The following is a 22,010-nucleotide window of genomic DNA, read 5'->3' on the forward strand; positions in this document are numbered from 1 at the left end:
CCAATTTTATTAAATCGATAATTCTTTCGATAACTTATACATTTCTTCGTCAAAATGATGTACACCTTCGAATACTTCGTTGAAATCATAAGCTACGATTTCACGATTTCGAATACCAACAGCTTTACCACCTTGATTTGTACGTAATAATTCCACTGCCTTAGCACCCATTTGAGAGGCTAAAACACGATCGCGGGCAGTTGGTGACCCACCTCTTTGAATATGTCCTAGTACGGATACATGCGTTTCAATATCTGCTTCTTGTAACAATTTCTGCTGTAACTCTTGGCCAGACATGACACCTTCAGCCACGATAATGATACTATGTTTTTTACCACGTAATCTACCGCGTTTTAAACGACCAGCAATTTCTTGAATATCGAATGGATCTTCCGGTACTAATACCGTTTCAGCTCCACCTGCCAAACCTGCCCATAATGCTAAGTCCCCAGCATCTCGTCCCATCACTTCAATGATAAACGAGCGATCATGCGATGTTGCAGTATCGCGAATTTTATCGATTGAATCGATTACTGTATTTAATGCTGTATCAAAACCAATCGTATAATCTGTCCCAGAAATATCGTTATCGATCGTTCCCGGTACACCTACGCATGGATAGCCAAGATTCGTTAATGCTAGTGCACCGCGATATGAACCATCGCCACCAATAACAACTAACCCTTCAATTCCTTGCTTTTTAAGCTGTTCAATCCCTTTTAACTGGCCTTCTTTTTCTTTGAATTCCAAGCAGCGAGCTGAATATAATTTTGTGCCACCACGTTGAATAATATCCCCAACGTCGCCAAGCTCCAACTCTTTAATATTGCCCTCCATCAAACCTTGATAGCCATGAAAAATCCCAGCCACTTGCATATCATGATAAATTGCTTTACGTACAACGGCACGTACGGCTGCATTCATACCTGGTGAATCACCACCACTTGTTAATACACCAATTTTCTTCATGTTTTTCCCTCCTGCAAGTTTATACAATTACACATTATCACGAAAAAAAGTAATTTAATAGCAATGTGTTGAAAGAAATAGGCTGTCATCGGTAAATCGTATTCCCGATGAAACAGCCTTTACATTTCAGTTATACCCTATCATAACCGTTTACTATTACTTTGGAAATATTTTTTGAAAATATTTTATTCAGAAAATGTTCCAATCGCTCTAAATTTATCATAACGCTGTTGCACTAACTGTTCCTGTGACAGCGGATTTAACTCAGCTAATGATTTACGAATAGCCGCTGCGACAAACTCCGCTTCAACTTGTTGGTCTCTATGCGCCCCACCTAAAACTTCCGGAATAATATCATCAATAATATTCATTTCCTTTAAATTTGGTGCTGTAATTCTCATCGCTTCAGCAGCTTGCTGTGCCAGTGATGCATCCTTCCATAAAATAGAAGCCGCTCCTTCTGGTGAAATAACCGAGAATGTTGAATTTTCAAGCATATAAATATGATTGGCCACGCTAATCCCTAAAGCCCCACCACTACCGCCTTCACCAATGACAATCGAAATGACAGGTACCGTTAAACCAGCCATTTCTACTAAATTTCGAGCGATTGCTTCACTTTGACCACGTTCTTCAGCCGCTTTTCCTGGGTATGCGCCCTTTGTATCAACGAAGCAAATAACCGGACGTTGGAATTTTTCAGCTTGCTTCATTAGGCGCATTGCTTTGCGGTATCCTTCTGGATGTGGCATACCAAAATTACGGCGAATATTTTCTTTTGTCGCCTTGCCACGTTGGTGTCCTATGACAGTAACAGCTTGTCCATCTAATTGAGCAATTCCTCCGATTAAAGCTTCATCATCACCATAGTTTCGATCGCCATGAAATTCGATAAAATCAGAAAAAATTTCACCAATATAATCCAAAGTTGTTGGACGTTGTGGATGACGAGCAATTTGCACGCGATTCCAAGGTTCTAAATTCGAGTAAATTTCGACTTGTAATGACTGAAATTTTTCCTCCAATTTGAATATTTCCTCTGTAAAATCAATATTTGCTTCTATTGTCAATTTTTTTAATTCATCAATTTTAGCTTGCAGTTCAATCAGTGGTTTTTCAAAAGGTAAAATATGTTCCATGATTATTGTGCTCCCTTCGTGTGTAAACGTACGATCGTATCCAATGTTTTTTTCATATCTTCACGATGTACGATCTTATCCAGCTGTCCATGTTTTAATAAAAATTCAGCTGTTTGGAAGTCATCCGGTAATTTTTCACGAACGGTTTGCTCAATAACACGGCGACCTGCAAAACCGATTAATGCTTGTGGCTCCGCCATATTAATATCACCTACTGATGCAAAGCTTGCAGAAACGCCACCCGTTGTTGGATGCGTCATAATCGAAACATATAGTAAGCCTTCATTGCTATGGCGTTTTAATGCTACCGATGTTTTTGCCATTTGCATTAATGAAATAGCACCTTCTTGCATTCGAGCACCACCACTTGCTGTAAAGATGATGAAAGGAACTTGCAATTCAGTTGCTTTTTCAATCGCACGTGTGATCTTCTCACCAACAACTGATCCCATTGAACCCATACGGAAAAATGAATCCATAACAGCAATCACCACACGGTTGCCACCAATGTCACCTATACCAGTCAGTACTGCTTCATTTATACCCGTTTTTTTCATATCCGATTCTACTTTTTCAACATAACCCGGGAAGCCGAGTGGATTGACCGTTTTTAAATGGTCATCGATTGACACGAATGTCCCCTCATCAATAATTTGAGCTACGCGCTCAGCCGAAGTGATTTTATGGTGATGTTGACATTTCGGGCAAACAAGCAAATTTTTTTGAAATTCTTTGGTCACCATCACATGTTTACATTCCGTACATTGTGCCATAACGCCTTCTTTTATATCATTTATTTGTTGACTTCTTTTTATTTTATTTGGTTTGTTTTTTACGAACAAATCTTTAATACTCATATTATTCTCTCCCCTTTTTCAACAGTTCCATCCATTCAGCATAAGCCTGAACCGCTTGCGCAGGATTACCTGTTTTTAATTCGCTTAGAAATTTCGCAATAATTGTTTTTTCATCATCTTCAGACAATCCCTTATGCATTGATTTTCCAAATTGGTTTAATAACATCCAAATTTTAAATACGAGACGATTATGTGAAGACACCATCAGTTCTCTTACCAATATTTCACGTTCAATTGAACCATCGATGATTAAGTTATGTAGGAGACTTTCCCAAACAGGCAATTTTCTTAAGTCATCATTCGTGGCAATTTCAATAATTGCATCACGTTCGAGTATTTGTTGGGTATCATGAACATTTTCTACATCTTTTTCTTCTTGTAATATGAATGTCGACAATACTTCAACAAGTTTATGATTTCGATAATCTGCTAAAAAAGTACCGCCACCTCGTTTGGTCTCAATTAGCCCAAGTAGTTCCATACTGCGTAATGCTTCTCTGACAGACGAACGTCCTACGCCTAAGCGCTCAGCTAATACCCTTTCAGATGGTAGTTTGCCACCAGGCTCAATTTCTTCAACTCGAATAATTTCTCGGAGTTCCTTCACTATTTGCACAAACATTTTTGGTGGTGATTTTTCAGCACTCATTGTATCGACTCCTCATTATCCAAAAAGTGGTCTGACCACTTTTTACTAGCATACAAAATTTTATTTCGATAGTAAAGTAAAATCTATAAAAAATTAAAGATCCTCGCTTCTTCTACGTAGCTACTCTCTGAATTTACGTCATAAAAAAGCCGAGAATTCAACTGTTTATAACAGTTTGAATTCTCAGCTTTTATTTTTAAGTGAGTAGTTCTATTTTTTTCACAACAAGCTGTGGTGCATGATTTCGATATTCTATAAAACCTTCTGCGTAGATTAACTGACCTTCTTGCAACATGTCTTCAAAAGGTTGGAATGTTTGAGGAAATAATGTAGCTGATACAGTTCCTTCATCATCTTCCAACTGTAAAAAGGCCATTTGCTCACCTTTTTTTGTACGAATTTTCTTTATTTCTACAATGTTCGCAATGCATTTTAAATAACTGCGCTCTTTAATAGAAGAAACTCTTGCTAAAGAGGTTACCGGGCGCTGTAAATCCGCTTTAATCTTCGTCACTGGGTGTGTTGAAATATAAAAACCTAACACCTCTTTTTCGAAATTAAGTTTGTCTGATTCGCTCAGAATATCGGCCTTCGCATGCTTTGGTACACCATATACTGCTGTGTCATAGAACAACGTACTTTCCTCTGTTGGTGAGTAGAGTGCGGCTAGTTTTTCAGCACGATCAATCGTTGCTAATAACACGCTGCGTTGCTGACCAAAATCATCTAATGCACCCGCTTTTACAAGTGGTTCCACTGCCTTACGTTTAAAATGCAGTGCTGACATTGACAACGCCATATCAAAAATCGTTTTAAACGGTGCACGATTATTCTCTTTACGCAATGCTTGTAATCTAGTCAAAAACGTGTTGGGAACACCTTTAATACTACCTAACGCTAAACGGATTTTACCTTCTTCTACACGGTAACCACGTCCACTTTTGATAATGGAGGGCGGTAATATTTCAATACCGCTTGTTTTTGCTTCACGCAAAATCTGCTGTTGCTTCTCTTTATCACCAAGTGCACTTGTCAAGATGGCCGCGTAGAAATATGGTGCAAAATTGGCTTTCAAGTAGGCCATTTGGTACGTAATCATACTATATGCAACGGCATGGCTTTTTGGAAAACCATAGTTTGCAAATCGCACGATCAAATCATATACCTCATCCGCTACTTGTTGTGAAAACCCTTTTTGTAGTGCACCTGCGACAAAACGTTGACGTTCGGCATCTAGACTCTTTTTATTCTTTTTACTAACAGCTCGACGCAGTAAATCTGCTTCTCCTAATGAAAAACCAGCCATAACAGCTGCGATACGCATGATTTGCTCTTGATAGACGATAACGCCAAAGGTTTCACCTAGAATCGGCTCAAGCACCTTATGGGGCATCTGGACAGGTTCTTGATGATGTTTCCGACGACTATATACAGGGATGAAATCCATCGGTCCTGGACGATAGAGCGCGTTGACAGCGACAATATCAGCAAATGTTGTCGGTTTTATTTCCTTTAAAGCAGCGCGCATACCAGATGATTCTAATTGAAAAACACCTGTCGTATCGCCACTTTGTAGTAATTGAAAGGTTTTAGTATCCTGTAGGGGGATTTTATTGAAATCTAAAAATCGTTTTTCATTGTAGAAAATTAAACTACGGATATGATCTAAAACGGTTAAATTTCGCAGCCCCAGAAAATCCATTTTTAAAAGACCAATTTCTTCAATTTCCTTCATTGGCCATTGTGTAATATACAGATGATCGCCACCTTTTTCTATAGGCGCAATATCTGGCAATGGAATCGGTGACAAGACGACCCCTGCTGCATGGGTAGAAGCATTACGATTTAGCCCCTCTAATTTCAATGCAATCTGCAACCATTTCTGGCGCAGCGGTTCGTCGCCTATCCACTCGGTTAGCTGTGGCATGGCGTCGTGTAACGTTAGTGTATTTCTTCCTTGTAGTAAGCTTGATATTTTTGATAGTTCATCCATTGAAAATCCAAGTACGCGTGCAACATCACGCGCTACCGCTTTTGCAGATAATGTTCCGAATGTAATAATTTGTGTAGCATATTGTATACCATATTTCTCCGCAACATAATCGATGACATCTTGGCGTTTAGCATCTGCAAAATCGACATCAATATCTGGTAATGTCACACGTTGTGGATTTAAAAAACGTTCGAATAATAAATCATAATGCAATGGGTCGACATTGGTAATTTCTAAGCAGTAGGCTACTAAAGAACTTGCTGATGAACCGCGACCCGGTCCTGTTAAAATACGCTTTGAACGTGCAAATTGAATATAATCTGCAACGATGAGAAAATAATCCTCATAGCCCATTTCACTAATTACGGACATCTCATATGCTAAACGTTCCTCATAAGGTACTTGCCCGCTAAAACCACGTTTTTTCAATCCTTCTATACATTGTTCTTGAAATAATACAGCAGATGATTGATCGCTTGTCCCTTTATAAATAGGCATATAATGTTTATCAAAAGCCAAATCTACTTGGCATGATGCAAGCATTTTCTTTTCATTTTCCAACCATTGAGGTTGATCGCGATAACGCGCTACGTAATCATCCATTGTCGGTAAATAGTACATTTGCTGTCTCATCGATAGCGGTTCTCGATCTTCTATACGCATCCCCTGCTGAATCGCTAAAGCTGCCTCATATGCAGCAACATCTTGCTGAGCCATAAACGTTACTTTTTGTGTAGACATAATAGAGATGCCCGCCTGTTCAGCTAGTTGTTGCCAACTAGATTCATATTCGGCAATTTTTCCAGCTACTCGCTCGATACCGATAAAACAGTCTGCTTGAAATAGACTATGAAATTGCAGCATATAGTCTGCATGTGATAGCTGCCACATCTCATCCATAACAGGTAGCATGGCAATTAATCCTTGCTGATAACCTTGTAACCATTTTAGTGGTAGGTCCCCCTGTTCTCTGAGGGCAATAGCAGATGATATTTTAAGTAAATGATGATAACCTTTTTTATTTTTTGCATACAAAATAAGTGGGAGACGAACGTCTTCTTCAAGTGTAACGACTACTGTCAAACCTAGCACAGCATGAATATTATTTTTCGTCATTTCTTTGTAAAATTGTAGAAGACCATAAAGTTTTGGATCAGTAATAGCAACGGAAGATTGCTCATATTGTTGCAATATAGTAGATAGCTCCTCAACGCGCACAATGCTGTCTAACATACTTGCTGATGTAATTATTTGTGAATAATGAGCATGCATAACGTTGCCTCCCTCCTTTTTTAATAATTTGAACAAATCGCTTTCAGTTCAGCGATTAGTTCATCCGCCTCAGCCCAATCGTAAATCGTTGCACCCGAAGCATATGGGTGGCCGCCACCTCGATATTTTTTAGCCAATGTATTAATGACCATACCTTTTGAACGTAAACGAATGCGTATTTGATTCTTTTCTTCGACGAAAATAGCCCAAGCCAAAATACCTTTAACATGCCCGAGTGAACTAACTAAAGCACTTGTCTCACTTGCTGTCACACCAAATTTATTTAGTATATCTAGTGGCAGCTTAATATAGGCTGCACCATGCTCATCCATAACGAAATTTTGATAAATATATCCTTGTAATTGAACAAGTCCCGCACTCAATTCATACATTCCATCAAAAAGGGCTGTGCGATCAAATTTATATTGTACAAGTCGACTAACTGTTGAGAAAGTTTCCTCCGTTGCACTCGGATAAATAAAACGACCTGTATCGCCTACGATTCCAGCAAATAGGAAACGTGCAGCATCTTGATTCATTCGCCAAGACAATTGCAATTCCGCTTCCTCAAAAAGATTAAAAATCATCTCAGAACATGAGCTAGCATCCGTATTTACCCATGTGAGATCTCCATAGGCATCATCGTTTGGATGATGATCAATTTTGATAAGCATTGCACCATTTAAATAACGCTGATCATCGATTCGCTCTTGATTTGCTGTGTCGGTAACAATGACTAACGCACCATTATATACTTCATCTGCAACAATATCTGGTTGGCCTAGATAACTTAATGATGTATCGTGTTGACCCGTACGATATACCTTTTTATGTGGATAATTCAATTCGATTAATGCACCTAAACCCATCTGCGAACCGTATGCATCTTCATCTGGGCGTATATGTCGATGAATAATAATTGTGTCATATTTTTGAATAGCTTCAATAATTGCAGTTTTCATTTGGTGGGCTCCTTTTCATTCACTCGCTTTCACCCCTAAAAACATGTAAAATAAACTTTATATAGAAAGTATGGCATTTATTAGTACATAATAGGAGGAATAGAATGAACATTATTAATATTATTTTAGCAGTTTTTATTATACTTGCGGTTGTTTCTTATTTATATTTCAAAACAAAACAATTCCGTACGGCGCTACCAATTCGCAAAAAATGGTATCAAAATCGCGCCGGTCAGTCATTAGGTGCTTTCGTCATGCTATTTGGCATCAATCAAATAGTACTCTATCAATCAGCCATTACGATAATAGTATGTATTATTTTTATTGCTCTCGGTTCTTTGACGATTGCTCATTATTCAAAGCGAGTAAAACATTACGGTCAATTCATTAAAGAAGAAGCCGCACTAAATCAATAATAAAAGCTATCTCATGCAATGAATGATTCATTCAATTGTAGAGATAGCTTTATTTTTTTATCGCTCTAATAATTGGAAAGTAACTAAGGCCTTACATACGAGTACTTCATCGCTATATACTTCGAAATCTATCTTCACAAACTTGCGACTCATATCTAATATTTTTGGTAATACTTGAATGGTTTTTTCCATTTGTACAGGCTTCATGAAATAAATCGTCATATTTTCGACAACGCTATCTCCACGCTTTGTCTTTTTCAGTGCTTGTGCACCTGACTCGACAAGTAACGTCGTAAAAGCACCATATGAAATAGCACCAAATTGATTGGTCATCTGTGGTGTTACGGTAAATTCTACTGTCGTATCTTCATCGTCGACATCCAACTTCATCTCATTTTTAACGAGATCATCAATTGTTTCACCATGCTGTGGCTGACGTTGTGCCATCTGCATTGCTTTTAAAACATCTTGACGACTGACAACACCTTGTAAAAGCCCATGATCATCTGTAACAGGTAACAAATCGATACCTTCCCAAATCATACGGTGTCCAGCAGTTGCTACACTTGTTTTCATCGTGACAGTAATTGGATTTCTTGTCATCAAACGATCGATGGAATCGACTTCTTGTTTGCCAATCACATCTTTTGATGTCACGATTCCGACGGTTTTCTTTTGTTTGTCAACTACAGGATAACCGCCATGTGTCGTGCGTGAATTTAATTCATTAAACTCACGTACTGTATCTGTCGAGCGCAAATAGGAGGTATCTTCGATTGCCACGACAATATCCTCGATTAAAAGAATTTCTTTTTTTATAAGCTGATCGTATATTGCACGGTTAATCATCGTCGCGACGGTAAACGTATCATAGCTTGAAGAAATAATAGGTAAATCCAATTCATCTGCCAAAGCTTTGGCCTCGTCATCTGCTTCAAAACCACCTGTTAGTAATACCGCTGCACCCGCTTCTAATGCTTTCGCATGTGCATTCGTACGATTTCCGACTATTAATAAACTGCCGGCATCTGTATAGCGCATCATATCGTCTAACTTCATCGCACCAATAACAAATTTCGTTAGCGTTTTATGCAGACCACTTTTACCACCCAATACTTGGCCATCAACAATATTAACGATTTCTGCAAACGTTAAACGTTCAATATTTTCTTTTTTCTTTTTTTCAATACGAATTGTACCTACGCGCTCAATCGTACTTACGAGCCTTCTATTTTCAGCCTCTTTAATCGCTCGATAAGCCGTTCCTTCGCTGACCGACATATCTTTCGCAATTTGGCGTACAGAAATTTTGTCACCAACTGGTAGCGTTTCGATATACTGAATTATCTTTTCATGTTTTGTTGCCAAAAAAATCACCTATTTTCCAACGTCATTGTAACTTTAGTGTACCATATTTCTCATGAATTTGACTTGTTTTTCATGACATAAAGTTATTAATTAGTACAGTTAGTAAGCTTTTTTTTAAAAAAAGTAGCTGTTTTTAAATTTCCAGAGACTGTCCTGGCAACATTATATGCACATCTGCATCTTTTACAAGCTCTTTAAATTTATGTGGATCCTGCTTTATTACAGGAAAAGTATTGTAATGAATTGGTACAACGTTTTTAGGGTGTAAAAATGTCGTTGCTACTGCTGCATCCTCAATCCCCATCGTAAAGTTGTCACCGATTGGTAAAAAGGCAATATCAATCTCATTCATCTCCCCAATCAACTTCATATCTCCGAATAATGCGGTGTCTCCGGCATGATAAACCGTTTTGCCCTCTGCTTTAAATAGAATACCACTAGGCATCCCCGTATAAATCATGTCATTATTCTCCTTTACATAACATGAGCCATGAAATGCTTGCGTTAATTTTACTGTACCAAAATCAAAATTATATGCACCGCCAACACCCATATTATGCACCCGTACACCTTGCCATGATAAATAATCCGCCAATTCATTTGGTGCGACAACTAATGCGTTATTTGCTTTGGCAATTTGCACCGTATCACCTACATGATCATTGTGACCATGCGTCAATAAAATAACATCTGGACTTTGATCTTCCACCTTTAAATCCGTTAAGCTATTACCGGTAATAAAAGGATCAATTAAAATAGTTTTACCTGCTGTTTGAATCTTGACAACAGAGTGGCCATGGTAAGAAATTTTCATTTGTATTCCTCCTCATATATTAATAGTAAACAATATCCGTAAAATTACTCATTTCGGTGAAACTTTGATAAACTGTTCATTGAGTATTACTTGAATTACTAATCAGTAAAGCTTGTTAAACGAAATTTCGAATGTCTCATCTTATTAGTACCATATTTCAGTGAAATATTGAAATGATTTACACGATTCAATCAATTTTCTCTTAAAGACACTACTATGCCAAATTTGAAGACTACCATTCCGTTTTTTAAATTTAAGGAGGCGCTTGAACATGACATCAAAAATTGAAGTTATTCAAAATCATTTAAAAGAACAAAATCTTGAAGCTGCATTTATTACAACACCGGAAAACGTATTTTACTTATCTGGATTTAATAGTGATCCACATGAACGACTATTAGGAATTATGATTTTCAAAGATGCTGCACCATTTATGATTTGCCCTAAAATGGAAGTACCAGATGCTAAGGCTGCTGGCTGGAAATTTGAAGTAATCGGTCATGATGATCAAGAAAATGCTTGGGAACTATTAGCAAACAATGCTGCTAAAACAACTCCAGCTATGACAACTTTAGCAATCGAAAAGTCACATTTAACGGTTGAACGTTTAGAAACATTACAACGTTTTTATCCAAACACAAACTTTACTGGAATCGATCAATTATTAACAGATATGCGTATTGTTAAATCTCAAGATGAACTAGTAAAATTACGTGAAGCAGCTAAACTTGCTGATTTTGCTATCCAAGTAGGGTGTGACGAATTAGCAGAAGGTAAAACAGAACTTGAAGTGTTATCTGCAATCGAAGCTGCCGTTCTGAAAAAGGGCTATTATATGTCGTTTGATACAATGGTATTAACCGGCTTAAATGCTGCTTCTCCACATGGTACACCGGGCAACACGAAAATCAAAAAAGGGGATCTAGTATTATTTGATTTGGGTGTTGTATATGAAGGGTACTGTTCAGATATCACACGTACCGTTGCATTCGGTGAACCTGCAGCTGACCAAAAGGCCGTTTATGAAGCCGTATTAAATGCCAATAAAGCAGCCATCGCATTAGCTAAACCAGGCGTGCGTGCTATGGATCTTGATAAAGCCGCCCGCGATGAAATTTCACAAGCTGGTTTTGGTGACTATTTCACTCACCGCCTTGGGCATGGTTTAGGTATCGGTCTTCATGAAATCCCATCTATTCATGGTACAAATGAATTACCATTGATTGAAGGTATGGTTTTCACAATTGAACCAGGTGTCTATAAATCAGATACCGCCGGCGTTCGCATCGAAGACGATGTTGTCGTAACAGCAGATGGTTTAGAGATTCTGACTACTTTCCCGAAAGAATTACAAATAATCACAGTAAAATAAGAAGACCACACCAACCTGCCAACAAGTATCTTTAACACTTGTTGGCAGGTTTTTATGTGTTTTCTTCACGTTAAATTTACCGATTACACTTGCTAGTAAGTAGGCCATTAAAAAAAGAGTTACTCACAGATTTTCAGCAACCCGATCGGCTTGTGAAAATTCTATAGAGTAACTCTGCGGTGTGAAATTTATGCTTCTACTGCTAGTAGGCTATCTGCTGTTACATAGTTATGTCCTAATGCCTCTGCAACTGCTTCAAATGTTACATGGCCTGCTAAAGTGTTAAGCCCTTTTTTTAGCGCTTCATTCTGCAAGCATGCTTGTACATAACCCTTGTTTGCAATTTGCACTGCATAAGGAACCGTGTTATTTGTTAATGCCATTGTAGAAGTACGTGGCACAGCTCCAGGCATATTTGCCACAGCATAATGAACTACACCATGCTTGATGTATGTAGGATCATCATGTGTTGTGATACGATCTGAAGTGGCAAAAATACCGCCCTGATCAATCGCAATATCCACAACGACAGAACCTGGAGACATGGATTTAATCATATCTTCAGATACTAATTTTGGTGCTTTTGCTCCTGGTATTAATACGGCACCAATTACTAAATCAGAACTTTTTACTGATTCTGCAATATTGTATGGGTTAGAGATTAGTGTCTGAATGCTTGAACCGAATTGATAATCAAGCTCGCGTAAGCGCTCTGGACTCAAGTCGATTACAGTGACTTCTGCACCCATACCTACTGCGATTTGCGCTGCATTTGCACCTGCGATTCCGCCACCAATTACGGTAACTTTACCACGGGAAACACCTGGTACGCCGGCAAGTAGAATCCCTTTGCCGCCCTCTTGTTTTTCTAAATATTGTGCACCGATTTGAGTTGCCATACGACCTGCTACTTCACTCATAGGAGTTAGTAGTGGTAATGAACGATTTGGTAATTGAACCGTCTCATATGCAATTGCAGTAACTTTTTTATCCAGTAAAGCCTGTGTAAGAGCGGCTTCTGGAGCTAAATGTAAATATGTGAATAAAATTAAATCCTCTTTAAAGAAGCCATATTCGGCTGCTACAGGTTCTTTTACTTTCATCACCATGTCGACATGCCAAGCTGCTGCTTGATCGACAATGACTGCGCCTGCTTCAATATATTCTTCATCTGTGAATCCAGAACCAATGCCCGCGCCCTTTTCAACTACTACTTCGTGACCAGAAACTCTAAAGTTTACTACGCCTGCTGGTGTGATGGCTACACGGTTTTCATTATTCTTGATTTCCATTGGAATACCAATTTTCATGATTCATCCTCCTAATAGATAAAAATAGTATCGATTACCAATATGCGGTAATTATAACAACTTGAAACAACTTCATTCTAACAGATTTTAAGTCGTATTTGTGACTTTTCTTTAAATATTTCGAAATAACATTTTAGCGATTCATAGAAAAACTATTTAAACGCAGATATTCGCGTTTTAAAGAGTATCTTAAACAATTAATCGTCAGAATCTTCAGTCTAATAAAATTATATCACCATATTTATTTATCTGTAATTTATTAGTATCGTCATTTTTGTAAACGCTTTAATAGTTGAAGGCGACTCTAGTAAAATTTCACTATTTCTTCTAATTTGATAGAAAATAGAGGGATTATTGGGTATAAGTAGAATGTTATAATAGTGTTAGAAAAATAGAGGAGGAATATATAATGGCAACTTATAATAATATCATCGTAGCAGTAGACGGATCGGCTGAAGCAGAATATGCATTCAATAAAGCAGTTGAGGTGGCGCAACGTAACGATGCTACATTACATTTAGTAAATATTATTGACACTCGCTCATTCTCAGCAATCGAAGCGTATGACCGCTCAATTGCTGAACGTGCACAAAGCTTCGCAGAGGAAAAACTTGCTGAGTATAAAGAAATCGCTTCTAAAGCTGGTCTTGAAAAAGTGAATACTTTAATCGAGTACGGTTCTCCTAAAACTATGATTACAAAAGATATTTCTAAAAAAACAGTTGCAGATTTAATCGTCTGTGGCGCAACAGGACTTAATGCTGTTGAACGTTTCCTAATTGGTAGCGTTTCTGAAAGCATCGTTCGCTCAGCACATTGTGACGTATTAGTTGTACGTACACCAGCTGCTGATTAATCGTATGGACAAATGAGAGAAATCACCACTGTGTTAAACAGTTGGAGATTTCTCTTTTTTATATACCTAAATAAGCTTTTTTCAAAAAAGGATCCTCTGCAAGTTTTGCTGCTTCACCATGTAAAATACATTTACCATTCTCTAATACGAAAGCATAATCAGCAATCGCTAAAGACTGTTTAACATTTTGTTCTACTACTAACAAAGTAACACCACTTTTATTGATACTAATAAGATTTTGTAAGAGATCTCTAATGAGAATAGGTGCTAATCCTAAAGATAGTTCATCTATTATTAATAATTTGGGCTCCGCCATCAAGCCACGTCCAATTGCACACATTTGTTGTTGCCCGCCGCTCATTTCTCCAGCTAAATGATTTTTAAATTCACGTAACATTGGAAAAATTGTATATACTTTTTCAAGATTATTTTTCATATTTTTTCTTGCACGCTTCGCATATGCGCCCAATAGTAAATTCTCTTCGATTGTCATATAGTTAAATAGTTTTCTACCCTCTGGTACTTGTACTAAGCCCAGATCAACGATTTCATTTGGCTCCATTTTAGACAGATCTTTGCCAAATAGCATAATGCTCCCCTTGGTTATTTTATATAGTCCTGATAATGCATTAATCACGCTTGATTTACCAGCTGCATTCGCACCCAGTAAAGCAACAATACTGCCTTCGGGGACAGCGAGTGATACATCCCATAACACTTGTACTTCTCCGTACTGTAAATCAATATTATTCACCTTAAGCAATTGTCATCTCCTCCCCAAAATAGGCCTTGATTACTTCTGGATGATTAGCGACTTCTCGTGGACAGCCTTCAGCAATTTTCTGACCATAATTAATGACCACAATATGATCACAAATCGTCATGACAACCTCCATAATATGTTCAATAATCACAATTGTCATACCTTCATCACGTAAGGTGAGTACCAATGGCAATAACTCCTTAACTTCACTCGTATTCAAACCAGCCATCACCTCATCAAGCAGCAATAATTTTGGTTTTGTCGCGAGTGCTCGTGCAATTTCCATTCTTTTTTTCTCAGCTAAAGTTAAACTACTCCCTATATATGTCGCTTTTTTCTGTAAACCTACCTTTGTCAAAATAGACATCGCGTATTTTAGTACGTCCTCTTTTGACGTGATGGTGTTAAAAGCACCAACCATTACATTTTCTAATACGGAGAGGCTGGCAAATGGCTTTACTACTTGATAGGTTCTTCCAATGCCACTTTTACATAATGTATAGCATTTCATCTTTGTACTATTTCGACCATTAAAATAGATTGCGCCACTATCCGGTTTAAAGCTACCAGAAATCAAATTAAATAATGTCGTTTTGCCTGCTCCATTTGGACCAATGACGCCAAAAATCTGACCTTTTTCAACAGAAAAACTTAACTCATTGACGGCCTTTACACCTTGGAATTGTTTGCAAACATTTTCAATTTTCAACATCTCAATTACCCGCTCCTTTACTGCTATCTTTCACAAAAAACCGCAACCATAGCTTTTTCAAAATGGGGTATAATCCGTTTGGCGTTATTATAATGATGACGATCAGCAAAACGCCATATATAAAATAATTCATACCATGAATTTCTGGGAATGTAGCACGTAAGAGTTCATTTAATGGAATAACAATAAACGCACCTAGTAATGGTCCAAATACGGTCCCCATTCCACCCACAATGGCAATGAGTGCTACTTGAGCTGAAATATTAATATTAAAAACGGATTCTGGTTCGAAAAACAAAATAAATTGTGCATAAAATACGCCAACAATGCCTGTAATGCTAGCACTGAGAATTAAGGCATACATTTTATATTTTGTCGCATTTATACCTAGTGTTTTTGCTGCATCTTCGTCCTCGCGAATCGCTTTTAAATAATAGCCCATCTTATTACGATCAATACAGTATGTAATGAATAGTGTTACTACTAGCAATAGTAAAATTAATAAATAATATGTATCAAATTTTTGGAAAATCATATTTGTAAAACTAGGATCAAATTTAATATTAATTCCGACTGATCCATTTGTCAGCTCACGCCAATAAAGTGCCAGATGCCTTGCAACTTCAGCAAAAGCAATTGTTGCCAGTGTAAAGAATGGTCCCTTTAAACGAAATGTTGGCAATCCAATGATTGCACAAAGAATAATACAAACAGCAACAACAATAATCATGCCTAACCATGGCGAAATCCCATAATTTATATGGAGGATTGTAGCTGTATATGCACCTATACCAAAAAATAAAGCATGCCCTAAAGATAATTGCCCGGCATACCCTCCCAGTAAATTCCATGCTGTAGCAATTGTTGCATACATGAGAATTTGAATGAGTACATTAAGTATAAATTGATCGTCTAATACGATTGGTGACAGGATTAGAATGACTAATAATACGAATAATATCCCGTTGAAAATTTTGAGATTTCTCTTCATAGCCCAACCTCCTCAGACCCTTTTCCTTTACTAAACAAGCCAGCTGGTTTAATCAGCAACACAAGTAAAAAAATTATAAAGTATACGATTTCTTTCACACCGGGAGAAATTAATACCCCGGCGAATGATTCGACCACTCCGATAATCAGCCCACCGTAAAAGGCTCCGAACATATTGCCCATTCCACCTAATACGACAACTACAAAAGCGATTAAGACAAACGAAGCACCGACAGTCGGGAATACAGAGTAAATAGGTAAGAGCATAGAGCCCGCTACTCCAACTAAAGCGGTGCCAATACCAAAAGCCACCATATAAATGCGCTTCACATTGATCCCCATTAAATGGGCAGCTGTTCTCTGCATTGATACGGCTCTTATTGCACGTCCAACCATTGTTTTTTGTAAAAAATAGTAGAGTGCGATGACAACTAATATCGCTACCACAAAAGCGAGAAGCCTAGGTACACTAATCGATAGATTAAAGAGAGTAACAACCGATGTTTGATACGATGTTTTGACAGATAAGTAATTTGCATCAAAGACCATCAATGCTAAATTTTGCAATGCAATAGATAGCCCTAAAGTAGCGAATATTTTTGTTGGCGCAGGCTTATCTATAATCGGTTCGATTAGTAATTTTTGAGTGAGTGCTCCTATAAAAAACAAAATAATAACAATCAAAATCGCAGAAACATAAGGATCCAAATTTCCCCATATGAAAAACAAATAGCTCAAATACATGGCAATCATTAAAAATTCGCCATGCGCAAAGTTAATAATTCTGACAACACCTAAAATCATATTTAAGCCCATACTAATAAGTGCATACATGCCTCCTAATAATAAACCGGCTATTAAAGTTTGGAGAAGTAACAAGTGAATTCCCCCTTTTAGTTAAAATGAAAAGCAAACAAATACATGTTTGCTCCTTGTTCAATTATTTCATCCAAATCATTTCTTGCACTGCAACATCTTTTGGATAAACCGTTAATAATTCCTTATCAATCCACTGCGTAATATAAATATCTGAGCGTGTATTTTGACCTGTTTTCTCATCAAATTTCACACCCCAACCATTCGCAGTTTTTCCTTTAGGTATATCTAACTTCATAGCTGCTTCCCTTACTTTTTTGGGTTCCTTTGACTTCGCATTGGTGATTGCTTCAATTAATACTTTCATACCTACATAATTGGCCATAGAGTGACCAGATTGAGGCTCCGTTCCAAATTTCTTTTTATAGGCATCTATGTATTCTTGTAAACCTTCTGTGAAATCCTTATTTAATTGATACTCTGGTAACACTGTACTGAACACCCCTTGCGCTAAAGGCCCCACTGCTTTTTCATAATCCTTCAATGGATGCCCACCGCCGCCACCTAAAAGAATAGGCATTTTATAACCAAGTTCCTCCGCTTGATTTGTTAATAAAATGGCATCTGCTATATAGGATGTCGCCAAAACGAGTTCGGGTTTTGATTCCTTTAGTTTAATAATAATTGAACTTAAATCATTAGAAGTGGCCGAATAGGGCTGCTCTGAAACAATATTAAAGCCCCGTTTTTTAGCAACACTTAAAAAGATTTCAGCTCCTGTTGTTCCGAAGGCTGAGTCCTCATAGACCATCGCAATTCTTACATCCTTCAATTCTTTTTTCAACTGTTCAGCAATTACTTTTTCCATAAATTCTAACTGAATGATTAGTCCATCAGAACTTCGGGGGTTCACGCGCAATATAGATTGATAACCTCTTTCAGTTACTGCATCTGCGACCGCACCGAATTCCACAAACAACGCACCTTGACGCTCCGCTACTTCAGATGCTGGTAATGAAATACTACTCGAGAATGAACCAATTAATAAATCAATTTTCTCTTTTGTTATTAGCCTTGTAGCTTCCGAAGTCGCCGCATTTGGATCGCCTGCATCTGTGGTGATCAAATCAATTTTTTGACCATCTATCCCCCCTTTAGCATTTACTTCATCTACTGCTACTTGTGCCCCTCTTAGACTCTCCGTACCAAGTAATGCCAATGGTCCAGTTTTAGGATAAAGCGCTCCAATTTTAATGGCTTCTTTTTTACCACCCTCCGATTTTTTAGCGTCGTCTGATTTCCCGCAAGCTACTAAGATCAAAATGCTCATGACAGCTATCGATAACAAAAAAAATTTCTTCATTTCTCAACATACCTCCTCATTATTTAACCCAAATTATTTCAGAAACAGCAACTTCTTTTGGATAAACTGTTAATAATTCACCATCAATCCATTCGGTAATATAAATATCTGAACGTGTATTTTGACCCGTTTTCTCATCAAATTTCACCCCCCAGCCATTCGCAGTTTTCCCTTTGGGTATATCAATTTTCATTGCTGCAGCTCGCACCTTTTTAGCGTCGCTTGATTTTGCTTTTTCTATCGCTTCAAATACCACTTTCATGCCGACATAATTTGCTAGGGAATAACCAGACTGTGCTTCTTTTTTAAATTTTTTTTCATACAATTTTTTAAAGTTTTCTAAACCAACAGTAAAATCTTTATTTAAATTAATCTCAGGTAGCACTGTATTGAACTGGCCATTCGCCAATTCCCCTACAGCTTTTTCATAATCAGGTAGTACAAACCCACCACCTGCCGGGAAAAATAGTGGATAATCATAGCCCAATTCCTTTGCTTGTTTTGTTAGTAATATGGCATCTGCTATATAAGATGTCGCAATAACAACGTCTGGCTTGGATTTTTTCAGATTTAAAATAACGGAACTTAAATCATTTGACGTTGCTGAGTACGATTGATTGGAGACGATATTCAACCCTTCTTTTTTCGCACGTTTTAGAAATAACTCTGTTCCTGTTGTACCAAAAGCTGAATCTTCGTACATTAAACCTAATCTAATATCTTTGAGATGTTTATTTAATTTTTTTGCGATTACTTTTTCTAAAAATTCAAATTGCACAACAATGCCATCTGAACTTCTTGGATTCACTCTCAAGACGGATTCGTATCCTCTTTCTGTAATTGGATCTGCCACTGCACCGAGTTCCACATATAAAGCACCATTTCTTTGCGCAACTTCTGATGCCGGCATAGAGATACTACTCGAAAACGAACCTACTAGTAGCGTAATATTCTCTTTAGTAATTAAACGAGTAGCTTCAATGGAGGCAGCATTTGGATCACCTGCATCCGTACTGACTAACTTAATTTTTTTACCATTTATCCCCCCTTTGGCATTGATTTCATCCACTGCCACTTCGGCCCCTCTCAAACTCTCCGCACCTAATAATGCTAAAGGACCTGTTTTAGGATAAATAGCGCCAATCATTATTTCCTCCTTCTCTTTCGAGGCATTATTATCACATGCTAGTAGTACTAAAATACTGGTGCATAAAAAACAAAGTAAATATAATTTTTTCATCCTCTTTTTCCTCCACTCCATTATTTCCATACGATCTTGGAGACAGCGACTTCTTCAGGAAATACTGTTATTAATTGACCTCCAACCCACTCTGTCAAATAAGGATCTGCCGCTCTATTTTGACCCGTTTTCTCATCAATATCGACTCCCCATCCATTGGCTGTCGTTCCTTTTTCCAATTTAAGTTGAACAGCTGCCTCTCTTACTTTTTTTGGCTCCTCTGATTTCGCATTTTTTAAAGTTTGAAGTACAATTTGCATACTGACATAATTAGATAATGAATGACCTGACTGAGGTTGAGCATTGTACTTTTTCTTGTAAGCTTCAATAAATTTAACTCTCCCTGGTGAGTAAGTGCTATTCATATTAAACTCCGGTAAGCCAACACTAAAGACCCCCTCTGAAAGTTCTCCCACACTTTTTTTATAATCTTGTAATGCATGTCCTCCCCCAGTACCAAGTAAATAAGGTATTTTGTATCCTAGCTCCTCACTTTGCTTACTAAATAAAATCGCATCGTTTATATATGCAGCAGAAATGATTACTTCTGGTTTTTGTTTTAACAAATTGATAATAACGGCATTCAAATCATTTGTTGTTGCCGAATAAGATTGTAGGGATACAATTTGCATATTTTTTTCCTTACCAAGTTCAACAGCGCTATCTGCAATTGTCGTACCATACGAGGAGTCTTCATGCACAATAGCTACTTTGATATCTTTTATATTTTTATTTAGCTTTTTAGCGATGACTTCTTCGATAAAACGAATATGTAGTTTTGAGAATGAAGAGGCCACTGGATTGATTCGAATGATTGATTGATAGCCACGACTTGTAATATTGTCTGCTATCGCTCCTAACTCAAAATAAAGGGCATTATTTCTTTCAACAACCTCACTTGCAGCAAATGAAATCCCACTTGAATAGGAACCAACAAGTAACTTCACTTTTTCTTTAGTGAGAAGTCTGGTGGCTTCACTAGTTGCTTTATCTGGATCCAAAGCATCTGCACCCACCAATTTTATTTTTTTGCCGTTAATCCCTCCAGTTGCATTCACTTCATCCACAGCCAATACGACACCTCTATAACTTTCAATACCTAACAACGCTAATGGGCCTGTTTTAGGAAAGACAGCACCGATTCTTAGTTCGTTACGAGTGTCTGCTTGTTCATTACACGCTGTCAGTAAAACCGCAGCTATGAAAAACCCAAGTAAATAGCTGATTTTTTTCATTGTCTTCTCCTCTCTTTTTTATTCCGAATATTCTGTCTTTAATGGTCGTCATGTTGTTTCAAAGCTATGTATTCTTTCAATCTTGTATGCGTCATCATTATATGTTGTTCTATATTTTTCTGTAATTTCATCGGCTCTTTATTTTTTATGGCTTCTACAATTAAACGATGTTCTTCATTCACTTCATACTGGTTAGTTGAAATAGTATTTGTCGCCATTTTAGTAATAGAAAGATATTCTATTATTTCAAATGTATGTTTCCAGGGACTTTTTTCGAAAATACTCGTATGAAATTCTTTATGTAAACGGTCATATATCTTTTTATCTGTTGCTTTCACCATCTGTTCAAAGAGCAGATCAATCTTTGCTATATCATGAGTCGTCATAAATGGTAGGGCTAATGCAGCAAGCTGGCCTTCAAGATGGCGACGAACGAAAAATAATTCTGATAATTCATCTACATCAATACCGATAACAATCGCTCCTTTATTTGGTATGTTTTTCACCAAACCATCCAACTCTAGTTGTTGAATTGCTTCACGAATGGGCATTCGACTCACATTCAACTTTGTTGCCCACTCTGTTTGAATAATACGCATCCCGCGGTTTAACCTACCAACAATAATCTCATTGCGTAATTTTTCTGTAACAGATACAACTAATTTTCCACTGCTCATTTTACCACCCCTTTCTTAGTTGGATTGAAAACAATATATACTTTGAACTTTCCATGTTCTATCCAACTTATTCTAATACCCATAAATTGTCAAATTTGAATCTTATACTAAAAAAATTAAAAAACCAGCCTTCTTTTAGTCAAATTACCATGTCATCTCTATCAATTTATAGATTGGATTTTTACGGAATGAGCACCCTTACTCTTTAAACAAATTGGCTTTTTTTATACGCTTTAT

At 37.4% G+C, this 22,010-nt stretch carries 20 protein-coding genes; 3 read left to right on the top strand and 17 right to left on the bottom strand.

Annotated elements, in window-relative coordinates; translation table 11 throughout:
• Nucleotides 1-9: 9 nt before the first annotated feature.
• The 6 genes from pfkA to DEX24_RS04550 form a co-directional block, all read right to left on the bottom strand.
• Nucleotides 10-969 carry a 6-phosphofructokinase gene (gene pfkA, locus DEX24_RS04525; RefSeq protein WP_109305219.1) on the bottom strand — a complete coding sequence of 320 codons (960 nt, stop codon included), beginning with the start codon at nt 967-969 and terminating at the stop codon, nt 10-12.
• A 185-nt stretch (nt 970-1,154) separates the two neighbouring features.
• Complete coding sequence (gene accA, locus DEX24_RS04530) at nt 1,155-2,108, bottom strand: acetyl-CoA carboxylase carboxyl transferase subunit alpha (RefSeq protein WP_109305220.1); 954 nt, start codon at nt 2,106-2,108, stop codon at nt 1,155-1,157.
• Nucleotides 2,109-2,110: 2 nt separating this feature from the next.
• Nucleotides 2,111-2,965, bottom strand: a complete 855-nt coding sequence (accD, locus tag DEX24_RS04535; RefSeq protein WP_109305221.1) for an acetyl-CoA carboxylase, carboxyltransferase subunit beta — start codon at nt 2,963-2,965, stop codon at nt 2,111-2,113.
• A 1-nt stretch (nt 2,966) separates the two neighbouring features.
• Nucleotides 2,967-3,614: a FadR/GntR family transcriptional regulator gene (locus DEX24_RS04540; RefSeq protein WP_109305222.1), complete on the bottom strand. Its 648-nt coding sequence runs from the start codon at nt 3,612-3,614 to the stop codon at nt 2,967-2,969.
• 196 nt (nt 3,615-3,810) lie between these two features.
• Complete coding sequence (gene dnaE, locus DEX24_RS04545) at nt 3,811-6,879, bottom strand: DNA polymerase III subunit alpha (protein ID WP_109305223.1); 3,069 nt, start codon at nt 6,877-6,879, stop codon at nt 3,811-3,813.
• A 20-nt stretch (nt 6,880-6,899) separates the two neighbouring features.
• A complete protein-coding gene (locus DEX24_RS04550; RefSeq protein ID WP_109305224.1) occupies nt 6,900-7,841 on the bottom strand; it encodes a DHH family phosphoesterase in 942 nt (313 codons plus the stop codon).
• Nucleotides 7,842-7,945: 104 nt separating this feature from the next.
• On the opposite strand from DEX24_RS04550, the gene DEX24_RS04555 reads away from it, so the two are divergent.
• Nucleotides 7,946-8,257 carry a YtpI family protein gene (locus DEX24_RS04555; RefSeq protein WP_109305225.1) on the top strand — a complete coding sequence of 104 codons (312 nt, stop codon included), beginning with the start codon at nt 7,946-7,948 and terminating at the stop codon, nt 8,255-8,257.
• A 57-nt stretch (nt 8,258-8,314) separates the two neighbouring features.
• Here the strand turns inward: DEX24_RS04555 and DEX24_RS04560 are convergent, their stop codons facing one another.
• Nucleotides 8,315-9,625: a DRTGG domain-containing protein gene (locus DEX24_RS04560; RefSeq protein ID WP_109305226.1), complete on the bottom strand. Its 1,311-nt coding sequence runs from the start codon at nt 9,623-9,625 to the stop codon at nt 8,315-8,317.
• A gap of 133 nt (nt 9,626-9,758) precedes the next feature.
• A complete protein-coding gene (locus tag DEX24_RS04565) occupies nt 9,759-10,439 on the bottom strand; it encodes a metal-dependent hydrolase (RefSeq protein ID WP_109305227.1) in 681 nt (226 codons plus the stop codon).
• A gap of 271 nt (nt 10,440-10,710) precedes the next feature.
• Here DEX24_RS04565 and DEX24_RS04570 point away from each other — a divergent pair, with 271 nt between their 5' ends.
• Entirely contained in the window at nt 10,711-11,811 is a 1,101-nt protein-coding gene (locus DEX24_RS04570) for a M24 family metallopeptidase (protein ID WP_109305228.1), read from the top strand.
• A 188-nt stretch (nt 11,812-11,999) separates the two neighbouring features.
• Here DEX24_RS04570 and ald read toward each other — a convergent pair whose 3' ends face one another.
• Nucleotides 12,000-13,121, bottom strand: coding sequence for an alanine dehydrogenase (gene ald / locus DEX24_RS04575; RefSeq protein WP_109305229.1), 1,122 nt, complete (start codon nt 13,119-13,121; stop codon nt 12,000-12,002).
• A 409-nt stretch (nt 13,122-13,530) separates the two neighbouring features.
• Between ald and DEX24_RS04580 the strand changes: the two genes are divergently transcribed.
• The gene (locus DEX24_RS04580; RefSeq protein WP_109305230.1) at nt 13,531-13,977 is read left to right on the top strand and encodes a universal stress protein; all 447 of its coding nucleotides are present in this window, start codon (nt 13,531-13,533) and stop codon (nt 13,975-13,977) included.
• 58 nt (nt 13,978-14,035) lie between these two features.
• On the opposite strand, the gene DEX24_RS04585 is transcribed toward DEX24_RS04580, so the two are convergent.
• From DEX24_RS04585 to DEX24_RS04620, 8 genes are all read right to left on the bottom strand, one after another.
• The gene (locus DEX24_RS04585; RefSeq protein ID WP_246131487.1) at nt 14,036-14,731 is read right to left on the bottom strand and encodes an ABC transporter ATP-binding protein; all 696 of its coding nucleotides are present in this window, start codon (nt 14,729-14,731) and stop codon (nt 14,036-14,038) included.
• Between the two features lies 1 nt (nt 14,732).
• Nucleotides 14,733-15,452: an ABC transporter ATP-binding protein gene (locus DEX24_RS04590; RefSeq protein ID WP_109305232.1), complete on the bottom strand. Its 720-nt coding sequence runs from the start codon at nt 15,450-15,452 to the stop codon at nt 14,733-14,735.
• 1 nt (nt 15,453) lies between these two features.
• Nucleotides 15,454-16,443, bottom strand: a complete 990-nt coding sequence (locus DEX24_RS04595; protein WP_109305233.1) for a branched-chain amino acid ABC transporter permease — start codon at nt 16,441-16,443, stop codon at nt 15,454-15,456.
• Nucleotides 16,440-17,321 carry a branched-chain amino acid ABC transporter permease gene (locus DEX24_RS04600; protein ID WP_246131485.1) on the bottom strand — a complete coding sequence of 294 codons (882 nt, stop codon included), beginning with the start codon at nt 17,319-17,321 and terminating at the stop codon, nt 16,440-16,442. The genes DEX24_RS04595 and DEX24_RS04600 overlap by 4 nt, the downstream gene beginning before the upstream one ends.
• Nucleotides 17,322-17,382: 61 nt before the next feature.
• The gene (locus DEX24_RS04605; protein WP_109305234.1) at nt 17,383-18,621 is read right to left on the bottom strand and encodes an ABC transporter substrate-binding protein; all 1,239 of its coding nucleotides are present in this window, start codon (nt 18,619-18,621) and stop codon (nt 17,383-17,385) included.
• 19 nt (nt 18,622-18,640) lie between these two features.
• On the bottom strand, nt 18,641-19,861 hold the full coding sequence (locus tag DEX24_RS04610; RefSeq protein WP_170112847.1) for an ABC transporter substrate-binding protein: 1,221 nt from the start codon (nt 19,859-19,861) through the stop codon (nt 18,641-18,643).
• A gap of 20 nt (nt 19,862-19,881) precedes the next feature.
• On the bottom strand, nt 19,882-21,096 hold the full coding sequence (locus DEX24_RS04615; protein ID WP_109305236.1) for an ABC transporter substrate-binding protein: 1,215 nt from the start codon (nt 21,094-21,096) through the stop codon (nt 19,882-19,884).
• Nucleotides 21,097-21,134: 38 nt separating this feature from the next.
• Nucleotides 21,135-21,773: a GntR family transcriptional regulator gene (locus DEX24_RS04620; protein WP_109305237.1), complete on the bottom strand. Its 639-nt coding sequence runs from the start codon at nt 21,771-21,773 to the stop codon at nt 21,135-21,137.
• Nucleotides 21,774-22,010 lie beyond the last annotated feature (237 nt).

Source organism: Kurthia sibirica (assembly GCF_003143975.1).
GTDB classification, from domain to species: Bacteria; Bacillota; Bacilli; order Bacillales_A; family Planococcaceae; genus Kurthia; species Kurthia sibirica.

Excerpts from the sequence above, each read along its gene's own strand:
- pfkA (WP_109305219.1), bottom strand. The coding sequence starts at position 969 with ATGAAGAAAATTGGTGTATTAACAAGTGGTGGTGATTCACCAGGTATG.
- accA (WP_109305220.1), bottom strand. The coding sequence starts at position 2,108 with ATGGAACATATTTTACCTTTTGAAAAACCACTGATTGAACTGCAAGCT.
- accD (WP_109305221.1), bottom strand. The coding sequence starts at position 2,965 with ATGAGTATTAAAGATTTGTTCGTAAAAAACAAACCAAATAAAATAAAA.
- DEX24_RS04540 (WP_109305222.1), bottom strand. The coding sequence starts at position 3,614 with ATGAGTGCTGAAAAATCACCACCAAAAATGTTTGTGCAAATAGTGAAG.
- dnaE (WP_109305223.1), bottom strand. The coding sequence starts at position 6,879 with ATGCATGCTCATTATTCACAAATAATTACATCAGCAAGTATGTTAGAC.
- DEX24_RS04550 (WP_109305224.1), bottom strand. The coding sequence starts at position 7,841 with ATGAAAACTGCAATTATTGAAGCTATTCAAAAATATGACACAATTATT.
- DEX24_RS04555 (WP_109305225.1), top strand. The coding sequence starts at position 7,946 with ATGAACATTATTAATATTATTTTAGCAGTTTTTATTATACTTGCGGTT.
- DEX24_RS04565 (WP_109305227.1), bottom strand. The coding sequence starts at position 10,439 with ATGAAAATTTCTTACCATGGCCACTCTGTTGTCAAGATTCAAACAGCA.
- DEX24_RS04570 (WP_109305228.1), top strand. The coding sequence starts at position 10,711 with ATGACATCAAAAATTGAAGTTATTCAAAATCATTTAAAAGAACAAAAT.
- ald (WP_109305229.1), bottom strand. The coding sequence starts at position 13,121 with ATGAAAATTGGTATTCCAATGGAAATCAAGAATAATGAAAACCGTGTA.
- DEX24_RS04580 (WP_109305230.1), top strand. The coding sequence starts at position 13,531 with ATGGCAACTTATAATAATATCATCGTAGCAGTAGACGGATCGGCTGAA.
- DEX24_RS04590 (WP_109305232.1), bottom strand. The coding sequence starts at position 15,452 with ATGTTGAAAATTGAAAATGTTTGCAAACAATTCCAAGGTGTAAAGGCC.
- DEX24_RS04595 (WP_109305233.1), bottom strand. The coding sequence starts at position 16,443 with ATGAAGAGAAATCTCAAAATTTTCAACGGGATATTATTCGTATTATTA.
- DEX24_RS04605 (WP_109305234.1), bottom strand. The coding sequence starts at position 18,621 with ATGAAGAAATTTTTTTTGTTATCGATAGCTGTCATGAGCATTTTGATC.
- DEX24_RS04610 (WP_170112847.1), bottom strand. The coding sequence starts at position 19,861 with ATGAAAAAATTATATTTACTTTGTTTTTTATGCACCAGTATTTTAGTA.
- DEX24_RS04615 (WP_109305236.1), bottom strand. The coding sequence starts at position 21,096 with ATGAAAAAAATCAGCTATTTACTTGGGTTTTTCATAGCTGCGGTTTTA.
- DEX24_RS04620 (WP_109305237.1), bottom strand. The coding sequence starts at position 21,773 with ATGAGCAGTGGAAAATTAGTTGTATCTGTTACAGAAAAATTACGCAAT.